This window comes from Pantoea sp. ME81 (genome assembly GCF_903970985.1).
GTDB lineage: Bacteria > Pseudomonadota > Gammaproteobacteria > Enterobacterales > Enterobacteriaceae > Pantoea > Pantoea communis.
Genome location: NZ_CAJCKS010000032.1, coordinates 19928 through 40863 on the forward strand (window position 1 = coordinate 19928; position 20936 = coordinate 40863).

At 56.0% G+C, this 20936-nt stretch carries 14 protein-coding genes; 3 read left to right on the forward strand and 11 right to left on the reverse strand.

Going from position 1 to position 20936, the window contains the following annotated elements:
- The first annotated feature begins 149 nt into the window (after positions 1–149).
- The gene (locus H7A81_RS08410) at positions 150–1559 is read left to right on the forward strand and encodes an MFS transporter (protein WP_182057232.1); all 1410 of its coding nucleotides are present in this window, start codon (positions 150–152) and stop codon (positions 1557–1559) included.
- A gap of 37 nt (positions 1560–1596) precedes the next feature.
- On the opposite strand, the gene H7A81_RS08415 is transcribed toward H7A81_RS08410, so the two are convergent.
- The 5 genes from H7A81_RS08415 to H7A81_RS08435 all read right to left on the reverse strand — a co-directional run bounded on the left by H7A81_RS08415 (position 1597) and on the right by H7A81_RS08435 (position 7336).
- The gene (locus tag H7A81_RS08415; protein ID WP_182057233.1) at positions 1597–2082 is read right to left on the reverse strand and encodes a PIN domain-containing protein; all 486 of its coding nucleotides are present in this window, start codon (positions 2080–2082) and stop codon (positions 1597–1599) included.
- Positions 2063–3130 carry an XRE family transcriptional regulator gene (locus H7A81_RS08420; protein ID WP_034826827.1) on the reverse strand — a complete coding sequence of 356 codons (1068 nt, stop codon included), beginning with the start codon at positions 3128–3130 and terminating at the stop codon, positions 2063–2065. Before H7A81_RS08420 ends, H7A81_RS08415 begins: the two co-directional genes overlap by 20 nt.
- A gap of 353 nt (positions 3131–3483) precedes the next feature.
- The gene (locus H7A81_RS08425) at positions 3484–4803 is read right to left on the reverse strand and encodes a cytochrome c (RefSeq protein WP_182057234.1); all 1320 of its coding nucleotides are present in this window, start codon (positions 4801–4803) and stop codon (positions 3484–3486) included.
- A gap of 11 nt (positions 4804–4814) precedes the next feature.
- Complete coding sequence (locus H7A81_RS08430; RefSeq protein WP_058962217.1) at positions 4815–6599, reverse strand: GMC family oxidoreductase; 1785 nt, start codon at positions 6597–6599, stop codon at positions 4815–4817.
- Between the two features lie 2 nt (positions 6600–6601).
- A complete protein-coding gene (locus tag H7A81_RS08435; RefSeq protein WP_058962216.1) occupies positions 6602–7336 on the reverse strand; it encodes a gluconate 2-dehydrogenase subunit 3 family protein in 735 nt (244 codons plus the stop codon).
- Positions 7337–7631: 295 nt separating this feature from the next.
- On the opposite strand from H7A81_RS08435, the gene sbmA reads away from it, so the two are divergent.
- Entirely contained in the window at positions 7632–8867 is a 1236-nt protein-coding gene (sbmA, locus tag H7A81_RS08440) for a peptide antibiotic transporter SbmA (protein ID WP_182057235.1), read from the forward strand.
- A 103-nt stretch (positions 8868–8970) separates the two neighbouring features.
- Here the strand turns inward: sbmA and H7A81_RS08445 are convergent, their stop codons facing one another.
- The 4 genes from H7A81_RS08445 to H7A81_RS08460 all read right to left on the reverse strand — a co-directional run bounded on the left by H7A81_RS08445 (position 8971) and on the right by H7A81_RS08460 (position 13703).
- Positions 8971–10611 carry a dihydroxyacetone kinase subunit DhaK gene (locus tag H7A81_RS08445; RefSeq protein WP_182057236.1) on the reverse strand — a complete coding sequence of 547 codons (1641 nt, stop codon included), beginning with the start codon at positions 10609–10611 and terminating at the stop codon, positions 8971–8973.
- Between the two features lie 123 nt (positions 10612–10734).
- A complete protein-coding gene (locus H7A81_RS08450; RefSeq protein WP_166933880.1) occupies positions 10735–11784 on the reverse strand; it encodes a YncE family protein in 1050 nt (349 codons plus the stop codon).
- A gap of 215 nt (positions 11785–11999) precedes the next feature.
- Positions 12000–12209: a DUF1471 domain-containing protein gene (locus H7A81_RS08455; protein ID WP_034826853.1), complete on the reverse strand. Its 210-nt coding sequence runs from the start codon at positions 12207–12209 to the stop codon at positions 12000–12002.
- A gap of 306 nt (positions 12210–12515) precedes the next feature.
- Positions 12516–13703: an MFS transporter gene (locus H7A81_RS08460; RefSeq protein ID WP_182057237.1), complete on the reverse strand. Its 1188-nt coding sequence runs from the start codon at positions 13701–13703 to the stop codon at positions 12516–12518.
- Between the two features lie 103 nt (positions 13704–13806).
- Here H7A81_RS08460 and H7A81_RS08465 point away from each other — a divergent pair, with 103 nt between their 5' ends.
- A complete protein-coding gene (locus H7A81_RS08465) occupies positions 13807–14757 on the forward strand; it encodes an AraC family transcriptional regulator (RefSeq protein WP_097118970.1) in 951 nt (316 codons plus the stop codon).
- On the opposite strand, the gene H7A81_RS08470 is transcribed toward H7A81_RS08465, so the two are convergent.
- Together H7A81_RS08470 and H7A81_RS08475 are read right to left on the reverse strand one after the other, a co-directional pair.
- Positions 14754–16298 (reverse strand): PAS domain-containing methyl-accepting chemotaxis protein, encoded by a 1545-nt coding sequence (locus H7A81_RS08470; protein WP_182057238.1) that lies wholly within the window; start codon positions 16296–16298, stop codon positions 14754–14756. The genes H7A81_RS08465 and H7A81_RS08470 overlap by 4 nt on opposite strands.
- Positions 16299–16670: 372 nt before the next feature.
- On the reverse strand, positions 16671–20936 hold a 4266-nt coding region (locus tag H7A81_RS08475; RefSeq protein WP_182057239.1), incomplete at its 5' end, for an autotransporter outer membrane beta-barrel domain-containing protein.

A 20936-nucleotide genomic window follows, 5' to 3' on the forward strand; every position in this document is an offset into this window, starting at 1 on the left:
CAACGTAGATTGCGAAAATGTCACCGTTGCCCCTCTCGGCAACCCGCGATGAATTGATTATCCTGCTATTCCTTCGCTTGCTAACGGTTAATTATTTTTAAAACCCATAAAACCGTGCGAGTTCTGCAAACACCGAGGTTTATCCAATAATGACAACAATCACTTCGACAGGGATGGCGAACGATCACATCGCAGCGGATCGCCGCACCTTAGCCGGGCGCATCGATGCACTGCCCTCATCCGCAGGCTTATGGCGTTTTATTACGCTGCTGGCGCTGGGCGGTTTTTTTGAGCTCTACGATCTGTTTGAAACCGGCTATATCAGTTCTGGTCTGCTGGCTGCTGGCGTGTTTCATACCGGCTCGGAAGGGGTCTTCGGCATTGCTGACCAGGCTGCCTTTGCTTCTGCCACTTTCCTCGGCCTGTTCGTCGGCGCCAGCCTGCTAGCCCCATATGCCGACCGCTTTGGTCGTCGTCTGACCTTTATGTGCGCACTGGCATGGTATGGCGTGTTCTCGCTGTTGATGGCCTTCCAGCAGAGCGCTGAAATGATCATCCTGTTCCGCTTCCTGGTCGGTATCGGCCTCGGTGTTGAGCTGGTGACCATTGATACCTATCTGTCCGAATGGGTGCCTGCTCATCTGCGCAGCCGCGCCTTTGCCTACTCTTTCTTTATCCAGTTCCTGTCGGTACCTGCCGTGGCGCTGATGTCATGGTGGCTGGTACCGCAAACTATTCTCAACCTTGAAGGCTGGCGCTGGGTGGTGATCGCCGGTGCGGTTTGCTCGCTGGTGATCTGGCTGATTCGTAAAAACCTGCCGGAATCGGCGCGCTGGCTGGCGCAGCAGGGCCGTCATCAGGAAGCGCATAAGGTGCTGAGTGAGATGGAAAAACGCTGCGGGATTGCGCCGGGTGAAGATTTCTCTGACAGCGATGCCGCAGCAGCGTTGCCAAAAAAAGGTCGCTTCAGCGAGATTTGGTCCCCGGCTTACCGCAAGCGTACGCTGATGCTGGTAGTGATGAACTTCTTCCAGGCGATTGGCTTCTTCGGCTTCGGTAACTGGCTGCCTGCGCTGCTGTCCGGCAAAGGCGCAACGGTGACCCACAGCCTGCTGTATGCGTTCTTTATCACCCTGGCTTATCCGCTGGGCTCGCTGATTTGCAGCCGCTACGCCGATAAGCTCGAGAACAAATGGCAAATCGTTTTCTCCTCCCTGATGACCGTGGTGTTCGGTACGTTGTTCGCGCTGGCAACCAATCCGGTGCTGATGATCATCTGTGGCTTCCTGATCACCTACAGCAACGCGTGGCTGACCTTTAGCTACCACGCCTATCAGACCGAGATTTTCCCGACGCATATTCGCGCGCGTGCGGTCGGCTTCTGCTATTCCTTTAGCCGCCTGTCCACGGTGTTCAGCAGCATTTTGATCGGCATCATTTTGCAGTACGCCGGCAGTCAGGGCGTGATCGCCTTTATCGTGCTGAGCATGCTGATGGTGATGCTGTCAGTGGGAATTTACGGTCCGAAAACACGCGGGCTGGATTTGGAGAATATTTGAGTCATCTATCGGCCGTGGGCGGAAAATAAGCCGCCCACTATTTCGCGAATTTGTCTAACTGCGCGAAGGCAATATCCCATGGCAAGCGCCTGCCACTGTCTCGCATCTGACAATAAGCCCGGCGTGCGCCATCCACTGTAATGATCTGGTGTTCAATCATTTCTTCCACAACCCAAAGCGTTCCACGAACGTCTATACCCTCTTCTCTGGCAACTCGATTGAGCGCTCTGTCACCGGTTAATAGCGGACAGATTTCCTGTTTAGCCAGGGCTAACGCAAAACAATCATTTCGGCTGGGCCCACGCACACGCTCAATGAGTTTTATGGCGTAAGTCATAGTGGTTGAGCTTAATTCGCCAAGTACCAATCCTTTATCAAGCAAGTCGGCATGGTGGGTTTCAAGCTCATCAAAATAGAGTAAATCAGGCACGGTAAATTGGTAGGGCAATTCGAAGAGCGCATCTAACAAATCGCCCTCTTCCATATCAATTAAAATATTGGCATCACTGATGAGAATGATCATCCGACCACCCCAACTGCCGCTCGCGGTGAAAGGCGACTAATGAGACGCCCATCAGCTCAGCCGCTTTACCTTCACTGATGATCCCTTCGCCTAATGCGCGATAAATTAACTGTGGAAAAAGCGTGGTGCTCTCACATGCGACCTGTTCACCAGGTTCCTGCTTTCGCCATTTGCGCGCAGAGAACATCATGATCAGATCTTTGCGTTTGCCCTCAGTTATCACGCTCAGATTGGCAGCGCGGTAAACACAGGCCAGCATGCTCAGACCATAATCCATTTTTTGCAGGTATAGCTCTTGCACCTCAAGACGAGCACGGCGGTGACCAAAGTGCTGAAACACAGCACTTGCAGGGAAAAGCAAAGCCCCCGCAAAGCGATGACAGGCTCTCTCTTCATCAAGATGAGAGGCAAGGCGCCCCTGTAAAATCAAATGCCCGAGTTCATGCGCCAGGGTAAATCGCTGGCGATCGCCGGGCCATTTAGCAGAAATAACGATAACGGGTATGGCGTCAATCATCGCCTGACAACCATCAAACTTGTCTGAGTGATCGACATCCGTGACGATCACCAGAATCCCATGGCTTTCCAGCACACCAATCAAGTGCGTGATCGGCTGCTGGCCAAGTCCCCACTGCAGCCGAAGGTGTTCGGTAATCGTTTCAATCTGCTCATAGTTCTCAACCTGCCCAGCAGGCAGCTGAGGTTGAGCAAAAATTGGAACAGGAAAGTTAGGCCACAGATTGGCAAGTTCAAGCCACCGTTCTGCCTGATCAATCACATCCGCATGGATCTGCGCCAACATTTTGGCTGATAGCGTTTGGCGTTTACGGTACTCAATATTTTTCAGTGCAACCGTCGTCGGGCGGAAGAAATATTCGTTACGCACACCTAGCGCACGCGACATTTTCACCAGCACGGCAGATCCCGGCATACTTTCGTTATGCTCGTATTTCTTGATCATGTTAGCGCTGACGCCCGCTTTCTCAGCCAGCTGCTTCATGGATAAGCCCGCAGCGGAGCGCGCGCGCAATAAACGTTCTCCAAACACACTGACCTCCGTTGGTTTATAAATTAGGTAAATTTTATAAATTCATAAACCGGAATTATGTGCGCTTAACGATGGCCTTGCAACGAGAGGGATGAAAAATGAGACAAGGCTTGTAGGGATTTAAATTTGAGGGGTGTGGAACACAATGATTGCAACGGTATGCATAAATGCTTCATGGGGTCAGTGAATTCAGTGAAACGATGCGCATGGATGCGCACCCTACAGGGATTGGGGGCGGTTTTTCAGGTTTAGATTTGGAGAATATCTGAATACTGCGCAATAAATTGCGCCGCGACCAGATCAGTACGATCTGGTGCGACGCGATTTATCGTGCTTTAAAACGCAGTGTTGGCTTACTGCCCTTCCAGCACCTTAATGTCCGCGCTGCCCTGCTTCGACTCGACTGCCTCGTCTTTACGCAGCTTCGCCACATCCTTCGCCGTCACCGTCGACTTCACGCCATTACCCCAGCTGCCACGGATAAAGTTCACCACATCTGCCACCTGGTTGTCGTTCAGACGCCAACCGAATGCCGGCATGGTGATGGCTGACGGGGCGCCCTGCACGCCAGGCAAGGTACCGCCCACCAGCACGATGTGGATCAGCGAGGTTGGATCGTCCGCCATGACGACCGGATTGCCGCGCAGTGCCGGGTAGAAACGTTGATAACCGCTGCCGTCGGTCTTATGACAGGCCGCACAGCTATCGACATACACCGAAGCACCTGGCTGGCTGTCATCGCCCTTCCACAACGCTTTGGCGACCGCATCATCCTGCGTGAACACCGTCTGGCTAGCGTCCTTCGCGCCCAGCGACTTCAGATATTTGGCAATCGCGCTGATATCTTCATCGTTGAGATACTGCAGGCTGTGCTGCACCACGTCGGTCATGCCACCAAATACGGCGGTGTGATCGTTGCGGCCAAAGCGCAGGAACTGCTTCAGGTCGTCTTCGCTCCAGCGGCCTAAACCATCACGGTTGTCACCGCGCAGATTGCTGGCGGTCCAGCCATCAATCGGTGCGCTGCTACCTGACAGGTAATCATTGCCTTCGCCGTTGGTCAGCGCTTTTTCCTGCATGGTGATGCTACGCGGTGTATGGCAGGCACCGCAGTGACCCAGACCTTCCACCAGATAGCGACCACGCGCTAGCGCCGGATCTTCCTGCGCGGCTGGCTGGAACGCTTTCACGTCTGGCGCGAAGATGCCACGCCAGATGGAGAGCGGCCAGCGCATCGACAACGGCCAGGGAATGTCGCTGTCTTTGTTAGCTTGAGACACCGGCTGCACGCCATGCATAAAGTAGGCATACAGCGCCTGCATGTCGTCATCGCTGACCACCGCGTAGGACGGATAAGGCATCGCCGGATAGAGCGTCTCGCCATTTTTCGCCACGCCATGACGCACCGCTTTCTGGAAATCGTCGTAGCTGTAGTCACCAATACCGGTGGTTTTATCCGGGGTGATGTTAGTGGAGTAAATGGTGCCAATTGGCGTCGCCATCGGTAAGCCACCGGCAAACGGCTTGCCGCCTGCGGTGCTGTGGCACGCCACGCAGTCACCCGCGCGTGCCAGATACTCACCGCGCTTCACCAGAGCGTCCGAACCTGCTTCGTCCGCCACTGCGGCGAACGTCATCGTGCCCAGAAACAGGGCCAAAATGCTTTTGATCATCGCCGTGTTCCTTATGCCTGAACCAGGGGGCCGGGGTTCTTCAGATACTGTTCGCGGATAGCTTTAGCTGACCAATAGCTCAGCGCCGCCACCATGCCGGTTGGGTTATAGCCGAGGCCCTGCGGGAACGCAGAGGCACCTGGCACAAACACGTTAGGCACATCCCAGCTCTGCAGATAACGGTTCACCGCACTGGTTTTCGGATCTTCACCCATGATCGCACCGCCGCTCATATGCGTGGTCTGGTACACGGTGGTATCGAAGTGAGAGCCTGGTCCTTTGGCGCCGCCGATGATCATTTTCGGGTTCATCGCTTCGGTGATCTTGCGCATCTTGCCGACCATAAACTGCGCCATCTTGATGTCGTTGTCCTGCCAGTCAAAGGTCATGCGCAGCAGCGGCTGGCCATAGACATCTTTGTAGTTCGGATCGAGATCGAGATAGTTGGCGCGATACGACTGGTGCGCGCCGTGCGCATCCATCGAAATATGATGGTTATAGGTATCAGCCACAGCGGCTTTCCACTGGCTGCCCCAGTTTGGCGTGCCTTTCGGCGTCGGCAAACCGGAGATCGGTTTGGTACCCGCCTGGTTCACCCAGAACGGGGAGCCGCCAACAAAACCATGTGGGCCGTGGTCGAAGTTGTCTGCGTTGAAGTCATCCACTGCCACGCCCGCACCGCCCGCACCAATAAACGGGTTGGTGGTGGTGTTTTTGTCGAACAGCGCTTTCAGGGTCGAGATGTTCTGATAGGCGAAGTTACGGCCCACCACACCTTCGTTGCTGATCGGGTTGTACGGTTTGCCGATGCCTGACAACAGCATCAGATGCACGTTGTGGAACTGGAACGCAGACAGGATCACCAGATCCGCTGGCTGCACCACTTCACGCCCCTGGCCATCCAGATAGGTCACGCCGGTGGCGCGCTTCTTGTCATCGGTCAGATTGACGCGCAGCACGTAGGAGTTGTTACGCAGTTCGAACTTCGGCTCCTGACGCAGCGCGGGCAGAATATTCACGTTCGGCGAAGCTTTGGAGTACATGTAGCAGGCATAACCGCTGCAGTAACCGCAGAAGTTGCACGGCCCCATCTGCGCACCATAGGTGTTGGTATACGGGCCAGAGGTGTTGGCTGACGGCATATCATAGGGATGATAACCCACTGATTCAGCAGCCTGGGCAAACAGCTGTGCCGAGTAAGTACGCTTCTGCGCAGGCAGTGGGAAAGCACTGGAACGATCCGGCGCGTAAGGGTTACCCCCTTTCTCTTTGCCCTGCAGCTGGCCTTTGATCGACCAGGCGCTGCCGGAAGTGCCAAACACTTTCTCAGCCTGATCAAAGAACGGCTCCAGCTCATCATAGCTGACGCCGAAATCCTGAATGGTCATGCCTTCCGGGATGAAGTTTTTGCCGTAGCGCTGCTCGTAGTGGCTGCGCAGGTTCAGCTCCACCGGATCGACACGGAAATGCACGCCTGACCAGTGCAGACCTGCACCGCCGGTGCCGGTGCCCGGCAAAAACGCCGCCAGCTGACGATACGGCACTGCAGTTTGCGAGGCATCGTGACGGATGGTCACGGTGCTTTTCGACAGATCCTGGAACAGCTTTTTACGGATGTTATAGGTCAGTTCATCAATCGACTGCGGATAGGATCCATCAGGATAGGTATCACGATGTGGACCGCGCTCCAGCGCCACCACCGTCAGACCGGCTTCGGTCAGCTCTTTCGCCATGATGGCTCCGGCCCAGCCGAAACCCACCACCACCGCGTCTACTTTTTTCAATTCATTTGCCACGGTTACGCCCTCTCCCCGCGAATATCCACTGACGGGAACGGATAACGTTCACCGCGCTCCACCCAATCCATAAAGTCGGCACGAGCGCCAGGGAAGCCAATCAGCTTCCAGCCCACCATGCCCTGATTTCCACCGTGGATCGGATCGCTGAAGTAACCCTCGCGGGTGTTCTGCAGCAGGAAGGAAAAGAAGGTTTTGCTATTGAGCTGCGGGAACTGTGCCTCACCGCTCTCAAACGTGGTCAGCAGTGCGTCCTGCTGTTCGCCGGTTAGCTCAGCGAACACTTTGCCGTGCTGCTTTTTGCTCCAGCCATCGGCATCGGCCAGACCCAGACGATAAATCTGCTGCGGCACCAGCGGAGACTGATAACCCAGCTCTTTAGGCAGATCGGGATTGAACGGCCCTTGCATATACCAGTTGCTGCCGGTGGCATACGGCGTGTTCATCTGACGATCGATAAACTCCGGCACACCGGCTTCCAGTGCGCCAGGCCCGCGTTCATCATTGGGGATCAGGCGCGCCACTGCCGCAGTGATAAAAGCGAACTCTTCCGCCGTAAACCAGCTTGGCTGATAAGCGCGTGCTTGTTGAGGTGCGACGGGTTGCTCTGCTGCTCCTGCGGCCATCGGCACCACTAACGCGCCCATTGCCGAACCGCCAACGGCCATGGCTGGCGCCAGGGTGATGGTTCTCAGCAGAAAATCCCTGCGACTGTGACCATTTTTTTGTTCTGACATGACATTGCCTCATTACCACATGAATGCGGTATGAAAGTTAACTCGTTGCGTTGTATTGTTTTTTTAGTTGTGGCTTAAGGGATACAGCGTCACTGTTACCGGTAACAGTGCGCATAGTGTAACACCACAACTGTTATTAATTTAGTTTCTCGAAACAAATGCGCACAAAATACTTAACAAGTCATGGTGTCGCTTTACATCGCAGCAGCGATGCTGTCATCGTCAGATACAACCCACAACAGACAAAGCACTGTCTGACGCGGTATAAAAGAGTACACACAACAGCGGAGTGCCTATGTTTAAGTCCTATTTTCCGCGGCCAGCGCTGTTTTTCAGCTCGGCCGCGATTTGGAGTTTGATTGCGATTTTTGCCTGGTTTGGCTTTTTCAATGATTTTCCAGCACGCTGGCCTGCGCTACAGGCCGCAATGCAGCAGCCATTGCCAACCAATGCCAGCCGCTTTATTCATGCGAGCCAACTATGGTTTTATGCCTATTACTGGATCGTCGCAGCGATTTTCGCCCTTGCATGGAAGGTGATCGATAACCATCCGTGGCAGCGCTGGTCAGTGTGGGGCGCAGCATTGATCATCTTTGTCACCTGGTTTGGTGTGCAGGTCGGCGTAGCGGTCAATGCCTGGTATGGTCCATTCTATGACTTGATTCAAAAAGCCTTAACCAAAGCCGGATCGGTGCAGATTGCTGAATTTTACCGGCAGGTTCTTGCCTTTTTAGGTATCGCATTGATTGCGGTGGTGATTGGCGTGATGAACTCATTCTTTATCAGCCACTGGGTGTTCCGCTGGCGCACCGCGATGAACAATTACTACATGCATAACTGGCAGCGCCTGCGCCATGTGGAAGGTGCCGCTCAGCGTGTGCAGGAAGACACCATGCGATTTGCCAGCACGTTGGAAGATTGGGGCGTAAGTTTTATTCAGGCGATCATGACGCTGGTAGCGTTCCTGCCGGTGTTGATCACCCTGTCACATCACGTGAAAGATATCCCGCTGTTGGGCAATATCCCGTATGCGTTGGTGATTGCGGCGGTGCTGTGGTCGGTGTTTGGTACCGGACTGCTGGCAATCGTCGGGATTAAGCTGCCAGGGCTGGAGTTCCGCAATCAACGTGTGGAAGCGGCCTATCGTAAAGAGCTGGTGTATGGCGAAGACAACGCCGATCGCGCGTCACCGCCGACGGTGAATGAGCTGTTTAGCCGCGTGCGCTTTAACTATTTCCGACTCTATTTCCACTATCTCTATTTCAACATCACCCGCATTCTCTATCTGCAGGTCGATAACGTGTTTGGGCTGTTCCTGCTGTTTCCGTCGATTGTTGCCGGGACCATCACACTCGGTTTGCTCAACCAGATTACTAACGTGTTTGACCAGGTGCGCTCATCGTTCCAGTATCTGATCTCCTCCTGGTCAACACTGGTCGAACTGATGTCGATCTACAAACGTCTGCGCAGTTTCGAGCAGATTCTGTCGGATATCCCGCATCAAGAGATGATGCGCGAGTCGGCGGAGTAAGGTTGTTGTAGCGGCGTTATTTATTGCGCATCTGTCAGCGGTTATATCGCTTCAGGTGTGCGCGATAAATCGCGCCGCTACCCTTCTCATCAATCAGCTGCCATCAGCCTGCTAACACCGTAAACACCTTCTCAACCGCATACGCACCCGGATCTTTCACTCCATCCAGACTTTGTTGGTTCAGATAAGCCGAACGTCCCGCTTTGGCATTCTGCATTTTTGCCGTGGCATCCGCGCCTTGCTGAGCGGCTTTCGCCGCAGCGGCCAGTGACTCACCCGCCACTAACGCCTCCAGCGCCGGTTGCAGCGCATCCACTAACGTACGATGCCCCGGCTGCGCGCCACCGTAATGCTTCATGCGCTCCAGACCATGCATTAATGCCTGCGGCAGTGCGCTGCCCTCTTCCAGTTTTTGCCCGGCGCTGGTGAACAGAATCGACATCAGTACGCCGCTTGAACCGCCCATCACCGTCGCCAGTTGCTCACCGATCATCGCCATTAAGGTCGGCAACTCATCCAGCGGCAACTGCTTGTCACGCAGGCCGCGTTGAATCTTCTTCGCACCCGCAGCAAAGGTTGAGCCGGTATCGCCGTCGCCGACTTTGGCATCCAGCGCGTTGAGTTCGCTTTCCAGATCGATCAACGTCTGCGTCACGCGCTCGACATGTTTTGCCACTTCAGCGTTGTCGGACGGATCGAAATCCAGCACGCTGCCGACTTTTTCCGCGCTCTGCAAACTGATCGGTGCAAAATCATAGACCGGTACCCAGCCCAGCACCTGCACCGGCGCATTGAGTGCCTCAAGGAAGGGTTCCTCCAGCGCCAGCAATGACAGCGAGAAGCCTTTCATATCTAAAGCGCTGACCAGGGTTGCCGGACCGATAAGGTGGGTAACCCGCGCCGCCAGTGGCGATTGCAATACTTCGCGCGTCAACACCGCCAGCTCCAGCTGGGAGAAGCCGCCGAGGTTGTTGATCAACAGCAGCGCCTGTTTGCCGTCTGGCAGCGACTGCGCCAGCTTATCGGTCATAATACTGCTGATTTTTCGACTGTTTTGGGTATCCAGTGTCACCACGCCCGGTTCGCCGTGGATGCCCATGCCCAGCTCGCTGTGGCCCGCTTCGACACGTTCATCACGCTTTTCGCCTGGGATATGGCAGGTCGCAAACGCCAGCCCAATCGATGAGGTGGCGTCGATGGCACGCTGCGCCAGCGCTTTGACTTCATCCAGCGATTGCCCCTGCTCGGCAGCAAAACCGGCGATCTTATGCACCAGCACGGTTCCAGCGATGCCGCGCGGTTGAGGATTTTCGGGCAGCGCAATATCGTCCTGCACCATTACCAACTCGACGTTGTAGCCGAGATTTTTCGCTTTCTCCGCCGCCAGCCCGAAGTTCAATCGGTCGCCAGTGTAGTTCTTCACAATCAGCAGACAACCTGCATCGCCCGTGACATTGATGATGGCATTGAGCACCGCATCGACGCTCGGTGAGGCAAAGATATCGCCGCATACCGCCGCCGTGAGCATGCCTTTGCCGACAAAACCGGCGTGCGCCGGTTCATGGCCCGATCCGCCGCCGGAGATCAGCGCCACTTTGCTCTTATCCCAATCTGTGCGCACCACCACGCGGATCTCATCTCCGAGATCGAGACGGCTCAGGTTATGCCAGGGCGTGCTCAGCAAAACCCCTTCGATGGCTTCGTTCACCAGATCGTTTTTCTCATGCATAAAAAACTGGCTCATTGCTTCCTCTCCATTGGTGTTGTCGAGGTAAAAGGTAGCGTATATCGCGGGGCGAGCGGGGAAGGAAAGTGCGGAAATGCAAAGGGCGGCACACGCCGCCCTTGAGTTTCAGATAACTGCCGCTTACAGCGCGATGCGCAGGACGCTATCCGGGTTTTTTGGTGGCTCTTTACGGGTGCCCGGCTGCTTGATGCTAACAAACAGCGCTTTACCGTCTGCTGACAGCGCCAGGCTGTTTGGCAGGCCCGGTGCTTTCACCGTGCGCTTCACTTTATAAGAGCTGGCGTCGATGATGCTGATCTCGCCGGCTTTACGGTGCGTCACATACAGCTCGTTGCGGTCGGCATTGAACAGCACCGCCAGCGATTCTGGCACATCAATCTTATGAATCACCTGCTGAGTGCGGGAATCCAGCACCAGCACCTGAGGCTGTTTAGAGTCGCTCAGGAAGATGCGATGGCCCTGGGTATCCAGCGCGATATTCAGGAAGAAGTGGTCTTTGTCGCCATCGATTTTCTGACGTTTTTCAATCGCGTTCAGGCGCGTATTGATGGTCACCAGTTCGCCATCGGCGTTGGTTACGTACAACTTCTGTGCCGCAGAATCGATGGCCAGGCCAGTACCCATTTTACCGGTGTTCGGTACGGTGCTAACCAGCTTCAGGGTTTTGCCATCCACAACCCACACCACGCTCTGCTCACCGAGGCCGGTGACATACACGCGGTCGGTGGCCGCATCCGCAACCACTTCACGCGGCTGCAGTGGACGGACGGTTTCGCTGCGCTGACGCGCATCCAGCACCAGCGAGTTCAGTACTTTACCGCTGCTGGCATCGACCGAGGTCAGTGCCGCATCGCGTGTATTACCAAAGAACAGCGTGTTGGTTTTCTGGTTGATGGCGGCGCCAAAGGTCGGCAGATCGGTATTGATGGTCTGCTTCACCGACAGATCCTGCGGATCGAGACGATAAACGGTGCCGCCTTTGGTGCTGGCGTTTTGCGCCGTGGCGAGGAACAGCGCGTTATCGCTGTTGCTGAACGCCAGTTCGTAAGCACCTTTGGAAATCACCCGGTTCAGCGGCTGAGACTCCGCTGCCAGTACCGCAGAGGAAGATAACAGCGCCGTTGCCAGCAGCAATGGACGCAACGCCCATGTTGTTTTAATCGCTTTCATAACTTCTCCATAGCAAATCCACCGCCTCATGGCAGTGAAGTGAAAGCCCGACAATGCAACCAATTTCAGAATGACAGCCCAAGGCGAGCCGACGAAGGATGTTAGTTTTTGAGAATAGTAATCATTTAGGTAGGAAAGTAACAGAATTTTATGCAGTTACCAACGCCGCCAGGGCGCCCTAAGGCACCCTGTCAGCACAGATCGTTAATGCAGACTTATTTGATCAACTCAGCAGTCATGTGCACGCCGTTGTTGAAATTGGCTTCAGTCACTTTATAGGAAGCACCAGCTTTGTGCGCCTGAGCAGCGATTTGCGCTTCTGCACCATCCAGCGTTGAAGCACATGCGGTGACGCTTTGCGCGAAGCTGGCGAATGGCAGAGCAGAGAGAGCGATAACAGCAGCAAAAGTTTTGATAGATTTCATGGTCAATTCCTCAATGATTTTTTATCGGATAAGGCGTCATCGCCTTGTTGAGATAAATAATAGGCGTGAATTCGATCACAAAAAAGCAGAGAGATTTGCCGTAGTTATTCGATTAATTTGAACATAAAAAGCACATTTGGATTAACCTGTGTGCAAAGGGTTAAAAAACTGGGTTTTTAGAGTGGTGCAGGATTTATGTCTGCGTGGTTTGCCAGAAAAAAGAAAGGTCGCCATCAATGGCGACCTACAGGTATGTGAGCTTTTTATAGGATCGACGCTGATGGCGACCCTGACACAGCAAGCTATTTAACCGTGATGACGAACGCGGGTGAAAATAGTGATAGCCGCGAGCAGCATCAGCACGCCGCTGGCGAGGAACACACCGCCCGCGCCGTTGAAATCAAACATCCAGCCACCGGCCGCAGCACCTGCGGTGATCGCCAACTGAATGGTCGCCACCAGCAAACCGCCGCCGGATTCCGCATCATCCGGCACCGCACGGGAGATCCACGTTGACCAGCCGGTCGGCATCGAACCGAATGCCAGGCCCCACATCGCCACGCCGGCACCGACCAGCCACGGCAGATTGCCAAAACTCACCAGCACCACCGCCGTCACACTCATTACCAGCGCCATACCGGTCAGCGTCAGCGACACGCTGCGCGTCACCAGGTAACCCGCCAGTGAGGTGCCGAAGAAGTTCGCCACGCCAAACGCCAGCAGAACCAGCGACAGCTGATTGATATTGAGCTGAGCGCTGCTTTCCAGGAACGGACGCAGATAGGTAAAGAAGGCAAAGTGACCGGTGAACATCATGATCACCGCCAGCATGCCCCAGCGCATCAAGCCGTTACGCAGCAGATCCAGCACGCCGCCGCTGCGCGCTTTATTCTCTGGTGGCATCGCAGGCAGTGTGAAGAACTGCCAGAACAGCGCCAGCATGCCCAATGCACCGGTCAGCAGGAAGATATTACGCCAGCCAATAATGCCGCCGAGGTAACTGCCCAACGGTGCGGCAATGATGGTCGCCAGCGAAATGCCGCTAAACACTATCGACAGCGCCTTTGGCACCTGATCGCTGGGTACCAGCCGCATGGTAATCACAGTGGAAAGCGTCCAGAAGCCGCCAATCGCCATGCCGAGCAGCACACGCGCCAGCAGGATCATTGGCAGATTTTCTGCAAAGGCCACCAGCAGCGCCGAGGCAATCAGCAGCAGCGTAAAGGCCAGCATCACGACGCGACGATCGAGACGACGCGTAAGGTTGCCGACCACCAGACTGGTGAGCAATGCCACCAGCGCAGTCACGGTCACCGTTTGGCCCGCTTGCCCTTCGCTCACCTGCAGCGAGTCGGCAATCGGTGTCAGCAAGCTCACTGGCAGAAATTCGGCAGTGATCAGGCCGAACACGCCAAACGCCATGGCAAACACCGCGCCCCATGCGGGTTTATCCACCGCTATACTTGTTTCGACTACTTCAGTATCCAGACTCATTTGCGATCCCCATCACAAAAATTCAGGTTGTAAGCATAGTGAGATGACGCAAGACGATCTATGATACAAAAACTTTGTTTTTTGATAATTCGTCTGGATTCGTATGAGCCGCTATGAAGATCTGACCAGTGAACTGCTGATGGGCATGCGCCTGTATGGCGTGAAATATCAGCGTATCGCCTTACATAACCCTTTTGGTTTGCAATACGATGACGCGCCGGGCAAAGCACAATTGCACTTTGTTGGACGTGGATCGTTAATGATCCGCTCAGCGTCTGGCGTGATCTATCCGTTGCAGGCAGGCGATGCGATGCTGATCCCGCACGGCAAAGCGCACGCGTTGATCTCCAGTGAAGACGCCATTTGTGAACCGATTGGCACCTTCAACAGCAAACCGATCTGTGGCAGCGTCTGTGACATCGCTGACAGCAGCGAAGGTTGCCCGGACGACAGCGATGTCATTTTATTTAGCGCCTGCATGGCGTTTGAACTCGGCGGCATGCAGCCGCTGGTACACACCATGCCGGATGTCATGCTGGTGAGTACCTTGCTGGCGCAGTACCCGGAAATCCAGCCGATTCTCGATGCGATGGAGCGTGAAACCCGCGAGCGCAAAGCCGGTTTCGCCGGGATTCTGTCCCGACTGGCGGATGTGGTGGCGGCACAGATTGTGCGCGGCTGGGTGGAAAACGGCTGCGGCAAAGGCAGTGGATTAGTGCAGGCACTGCGCGATCCGCGTCTTAGCCTGGCGATGGCAGCCATGCATCGTGAGCCGGGCGAAAACTGGACGGTGGAGCGGCTGGCACGCGAATCGGGCAGTTCACGCTCAGTGTTTGCCGCCCGTTTTCAAACGGCTACCGGCATGACGCCGCTGCGCTACCTCACTGAACTGCGCATGCGGCTGGCAGTGGAACGTATCGTCAATGAGGGCGAAGCGGTGGAAAGCGTCGCCTTCCACCTCGGATACGGCTCGCTGGCGGCGTTTAGCCGGGCGTTTAAACGCATTGTCGGCTCACCACCCGGCGCATTAAGGGCAGCGCGCGAGACGCTTTAACGAAACACGCTGATCGCTTCCACCAGGCGATTCGCCTGACGCGTCATGCGCCCGGACGCTTCGGCGCTTTCCGCCACGCGAGCGGCATTCTGGTGCGTGATATCGTCGAGATCTTCCACTGCAGTACTCACTTCACTTAACGCGATGGACTGTTCCGCCGTGGCAGAACTGATCTGGGCAATCAATGCCGTGACATTTTGCACCTGGTCGACAATATCCTGCATGGTGCGCCCGGCCGCATCAGCGTGATTGCTGCCCGACTGCACGCGACCCGCGCTGGTTTCCACCAACGTTTTGATTTCACTGGCGGCTTTGGCGCTACGCTGCGCCAGGCTGCGCACCTCGCCCGCGACCACCGCAAACCCTTTGCCCTGCTCACCGGCACGCGCCGCTTCCACCGCGGCGTTTAACGCCAGAATGTTGGTCTGGAAAGCGATGCCGTCAATCACGCTGGTAATATTGGCGATGCGCTTCGAACTGTCGGCGATCTCCGCCATCATCCCCACCATCTCCTGCATCACTTCACCGCCTTTCAGCGCGGCGTGGCTGGTATTTTCTGACAGCTTGTTTACTTCATTAGCCGTATCGGTGTTGCTTTTCACCGTGGCGGTCATTTCATTCATGGTGGCGGCGGTCTGCTGCACGTTGGCCGCCGCCTGCTCAGTGCGACGGCTCAATTCGTCGTTGCTGCGCGCTATCGCACCGCTGGCACTGAGTACATTGATCGCCTGGCCGCTCACATCATCCACCAGCCAGCGGAACATCAGGCCGAGCTGTCCGATCGCACGCAGGGTGATCCCGATTTCATCCACACGATCTAACTGATCCACCTTATGACTGGCGCCAGTGGCGACGCTCAATGCCTGGCGGCAGATACGCTCCATTGGACGGGAAATCTGCTGCTCCAGCCATAGGCTCGCCAGCAGCAATAAACCTGCCATGCCTGCGGCAAAGCCGCCCAGCGCCATCGGTGCCATCCCCAGCAGCCAGACGCCGATAACAGACAGCGGCAGTACGGCCAGCAAAGTAGAGCGAATACGCCAGCGCAGCGGCATAATTTTTAACAGTGATCCGAGACGACGCCAGCCGGTGCCAACCAGCAACCCTTTATGGAAACGGCGACCTTTGGCCCGCCCTTCGCGGAAATCACGATACAGCGCTTCTGTCTGACGGATCTCTTCGGCGGAAGGTTTGGTGCGTACCGACATGTAACCCTGCACCTTACCTTCGCGCACCACCGGAATCGCATTGGCTCGCACCCAATAGTGATCACCGTTCTTACGACGATTTTTCACCAGCGCGGTCCAGGGTTCGCCCTGTTTCAGGGTGGCCCACATGTCGGCAAACGCTTCCGGCGGCATATCCGGGTGACGCACCATGTTATGCGGTTGCCCATTGACCTCCTCCGGCTCGAAACCGCTGACCTCAATAAAGGCGTCGTTGGCATAGGTTATGTGGCTGCTGAGATCGGTGGTCGACATCAGCGTGGCGTCATCATCAAAGATAAATTCACGCTGAGTGATAGGCTGGTTGTTCCGCATGTGTGTTGTCCTTGCAAAATGCAGGCTAAAGGAAAAAATCAATTACACTTTTTTACCTTTTCGGCAGCGCAGGGAGCGGTCTTTAGCGATGAGAATTAATTTTTATCCTGAATTAAAGCCACTGTGAACAATATCCCTGTTTTTTGTAGCAGAAATTCATCGATAAAATTTTATTTAGAGTATATGAAATCAAGGTTTTGCCGAGGCGCAAGATGAGAAAGGTGCACAGCAATATGCACCTCAGCCCATCCTGCAATTAATGGCGATCAGGCCGAATACCGTATCCGTTTAACAACGCCATATAACGCGACTTGTCCAAATACCGCAGCCCTTTAATGACGACATTAAAGGCAACGCTTGAAATGTCCTCATTTAAAACTGCCACCTTACTCCCACGTTATAGCGCCACCCCTTGGCCCCGTTGCCGCTGATCTCTTTGCGGTAATCCGCCTCCGCATACAGTGACACATCTTTCTGCAACGTGGCGGTCCCGCCTGCGCCCACTTCCCACATCTGACCAAAGTGGCCGCTGGTGAAAGTGGCGCTCAATGCCGGGTTTTCCACCGAGGAGACGTTGGTGTCCGCCGTGCCGCCCCAACCTTTGTAGTAATTGGCGCGCAGGTAAGGGGTGTACTGGCGGTTGCTGTCATCCGTCCAGGTGCGATCGAGCCGTGCGCCCAAACGTCCGATGGTCTGGTTGTAATCGCCGTAACGCACCTTGTTGCCGTCTTCATCGGTAAAATCGTTCATATTCAGCTTCATGTACATCAACTGCGCCTGCGGTTCCAGTTTGTAGCCATCGCCGAGAGCAAACGGATAACCGCTCTCGAGTGAGGCGGTCCAGCCATGGCCCTTCAGCTTCGCTTCCTGTTTTTGCCGTGCGATATCGGTTTCACCACGATGCCAGTCGAACGACAGCACGCCATCCAGATAAAACCCGTTCTGACGCTGCCAGGTGCCGTAAAAGGCCAGGCTATCGCTATCGAAGGTGGTGCTGCTGTAACCGTCGGCGGCATCCGGACGGATGCGCGTGTTACCTCGGGTATAGGCTAAGCCACCGCGCAGGCTGTCTTTGTCACCGTCGAGGCGTAGCACGTTACCCCCCACCTGCACCGCGCTGTAATCCAGATCGAAGTCATAGCCGTAATCACGGAAGCGCTGGTCACTTTTGTATTTCAGGTTGGAACCGATGTAACGCAGGAACATCTCGCCGCCATCGCCTTCCGGTCGTGTCTGCTCATGACGCAACTCACCAAGACGCTTATGCAAATCGTCGATAATCGCCGAGGTGTAATAAGCAAGGCCAACCGGGGCGGAGATATAGGAAGGCACCTGCGGCACCACAGCGGGACGCGCATCGTAGCTTTGCCCGCTGCCGAACGCATCGGTAATAAAGGTCGATGGGCAGCTGGCGCCATCTTCACACACGTAATAATTCGCCAGCCGGTAATCCCAGTAATTGTTGCCACTGCCGCTGACTAAACGCTGGCTGGGATCGGTACTGCCCGGTGCGAAGGTGTAGAGCCGGTATTGCCAGGGCCCTGCGCCGAGATAACCATCTTTAAGGGCAAAACTCTCAGGGCCAGCATTACCCGCGACCTGTGCCAGTGAAATCCCCTCATTACCCTCAATGCCGCCATTGCGATTCAGATCCGTTAACGCACCGGTACTGCTGTCGGTCAGTTTGACATTCACCAGCGTGGTGCCGGTGGCATTACCCGTGACATTGAGATGGTCGGTGAACTGGTTGCTCAGCGCGCCACCTGCGTTAAGGTCAGTGATCAGATTAAGCTGGCCGCCACTGGAAGCCAGCGAACCATTGATATTCAAGGTGTTGCCCGGCGATCCCGCGCCGTTAGTCAGGTCGAGAATACCGGCGTTGTTCACCGTGAGTGAATCCGCCGTGCCCCCCGCTAACGTCGGATGCACATTGTTGCCCGCATACAGCGTTGAATTCTCATCGATATTAATGGTGCTGTGTGCCAGTTTGAGGTTGTCAGTGAGCGTCCATTGGGTATCGGCAAAATTGATGGTGCTCCAACCGCTGCCGAGGTTTACCCCTTTATTGAGATCGTCAGCGCCCAGGCTGCCACCACGTGAATCGATCTGATTAAACGTCAGCGTGTTTCCGGTTCCGCTGCCGCTGGTGAGGTGGTAGGTGGTGCCGAGATCCACCTTACTGACCTCCGCATTATTGTTATTGTCATTGCCCATGGTCAGGCTGCCGTTAAGCGATCCGCCCGTCCAGCGGAACACATCGGCCCCGCCGCCGGGGTTGATATCGCCGCGCACCTCCCCTTCGGTCAGCAGGATTTCATCATTAGCATTGCTGCCTGCCACTGCAACGGTTTGTGGATTGACGGTGATGATGTTACCGAAGTTTTCGAAGAGGGTTTTACCGCCGCGCAAATCCACCACCGGCGCCGTCAGGCTGTTGGAGGTGAACGTCCCGGTGTTGACGATAGTGCCCGCCGTGCTGGAGATCAGGGCCGATCCGCCCGCCGGATTATCGATCGTGACATCTGCGGCGGTAGTGACATTGCCGGTGGTGTTGGCGCGGATGCCGCTGCCGCCCGCGCCGGTGACATTAAATTGATAGCCGGAGCCCAGTGTTAAATCGCCGCTGGTGGTCGATCCATCCGCATTGACGATGTTCAGGCCCGTACCGCTGCCGCTGACATTGGTGGTGACCGTTGAGGCCGGATCAAACGGCACCGCAGTGCGGATCCCGTTGCCATTCGCCATGTTGAGCGTCAGGTTGCTCAGGCTAACATTGCTGAGTTCTGCGCGGTTTTCGATGCCGTTGCCGCTGCCCAGTACGTTGACCGTGGCGTCGCTGGCGCTAAGCGCGCTGGCACCGTTATCGACCAGGATGCCGTGCGCAGTGCCACGCGTGGTGATCACGGTATCGCTGCCGGTTAACGCCAGCTGTGCGCCGTCACTGATGCGCACGCCTGCCACACCGTTATCGACATTGATCACGCCGCCTTTGGCCAGCGTGCTGCCGCTGCCAGACACATCCAACCCGGTGCCGTTCGCCACATTGACCGTACCGTTATTGGTCAGCGTGCTGCCCGCGCGTGAGCGGATACCGATATTGTTGCTGCCGGTGAGGTCTACCGTGCCGTTGTTGACCAGCGTGGCACCGTTGGTGACATCAAAGCCGATGGCGTTGCTGCCTGCGCCGTTGAGATTGCCATTGCTGGTGACGGTGGTGGCCGCTGAGGTGCCATCCAGCGCGTTGCTCAGATCGGTGCGCAGATTATTGACCAGCACACCGACTGCGTTACTGCCACTGACATTAATGCTGCTGCCGCTATCAAGCGTGGTCGCGGCCCCGCCTTCAGTGCGGATCGCCGTGCTGCCCTGACCACTGGCGGTGAAACTGGCATTCGCCGTGTTCAGCGTGCTGCCACGGCCAGAAACGATCACGCCAGTGCTGTTGGCAGCACTGGCGGTGAGCGTCGCTGGGTTGCTGAAGCTCAGCCCAGCGCCATCATCAATACGGTATCCGGTGGAATTCAGCGTATTCACGTCCAGCGCGTTGGCGGCAGAGTTGATACGTGAACCACTGCCCGCCGCGTGATAAGCAATCTGATCGCTGCTGTTGAAGTTAGGCGTCGAGCCAGTCGCGAGATTCACCAATGCGCCGTTGAGCGCTTCCGCGCCTATCGCACCTGTGCCGTTAAGATTCAAGCTGCCACTGTTGAGGTTAGCAATCGCCCGGCTACCGCTGGCGCTCACGCCCCGGCTGCGGCTGGTGGTGCTGCCGCCATTAACGTCGATGTTGCCGCTGTTGTTGGCCGTGGTATTGGCCGTGCTGCCGCTGCTGTTCACCGCAATGCCGGTACCGCCATCGTTGATGCTGATGTTACCGCTGTTAGTACCGGTCGCACCGCTCTCCACGCGAATGCCAGTGGCGTTAGCGCCGCTGAAAGCAATGTTGCCAGTGTTATTGAGCTGTGCGCGATTGCGCGCCAGATAGCCAATCAATCCACTTTGCGATGAATTCAGTGCCGCAGCAGAACTTAACGTCGTGCTGGTCACCGGCGCACCGCTATTACTGCCTGCCAGCGTATGCTTTTGCCCATCGACAATCGCGCCAATCGCGTTGTTGCCGGTGAGGTTGATGGTAGTGTCATTGTCGATGGTGCCCGTTGCCCCGCCTTCAATATTCACACCAGTGGCGCCTGCACCACTGACGTTGAGCGTGGCATTGCGGGTGTTCACTTCGGTACCGCCGGTGCCGGTGCCGTTCACCGCCACAGAACCCGCGCCCGATGCGGTGAGTGACAGATCGGTGCCGTCAAAATCCGAGCCCTGCTCAACGCGGAACAGTGTCGAGTTGGTGGTGGTGACATTGAAGGGATTGTTGCCTGCTATGTTAATCCGCGCATTGGGGCCATAGGCGAAGAAAGCGATTTGATTACTGCCGTTACTGAACGTCGGTATTGCGTTAGCCGCTACTTCCACCGTGGCATTGCCGCGTGCGTGCACGCCAATCGCGCCCGTGCCGCTCAGATTCACCGGGCCGTTGACGTCTGCACTGGCCTGTCCGGTGCCCTGGCCCTCCACCCACACGCCAAAGTTGCGTGTACCGCTGGCGGGATCGGCCCCCCCGGCAACGTTAATGGTCCC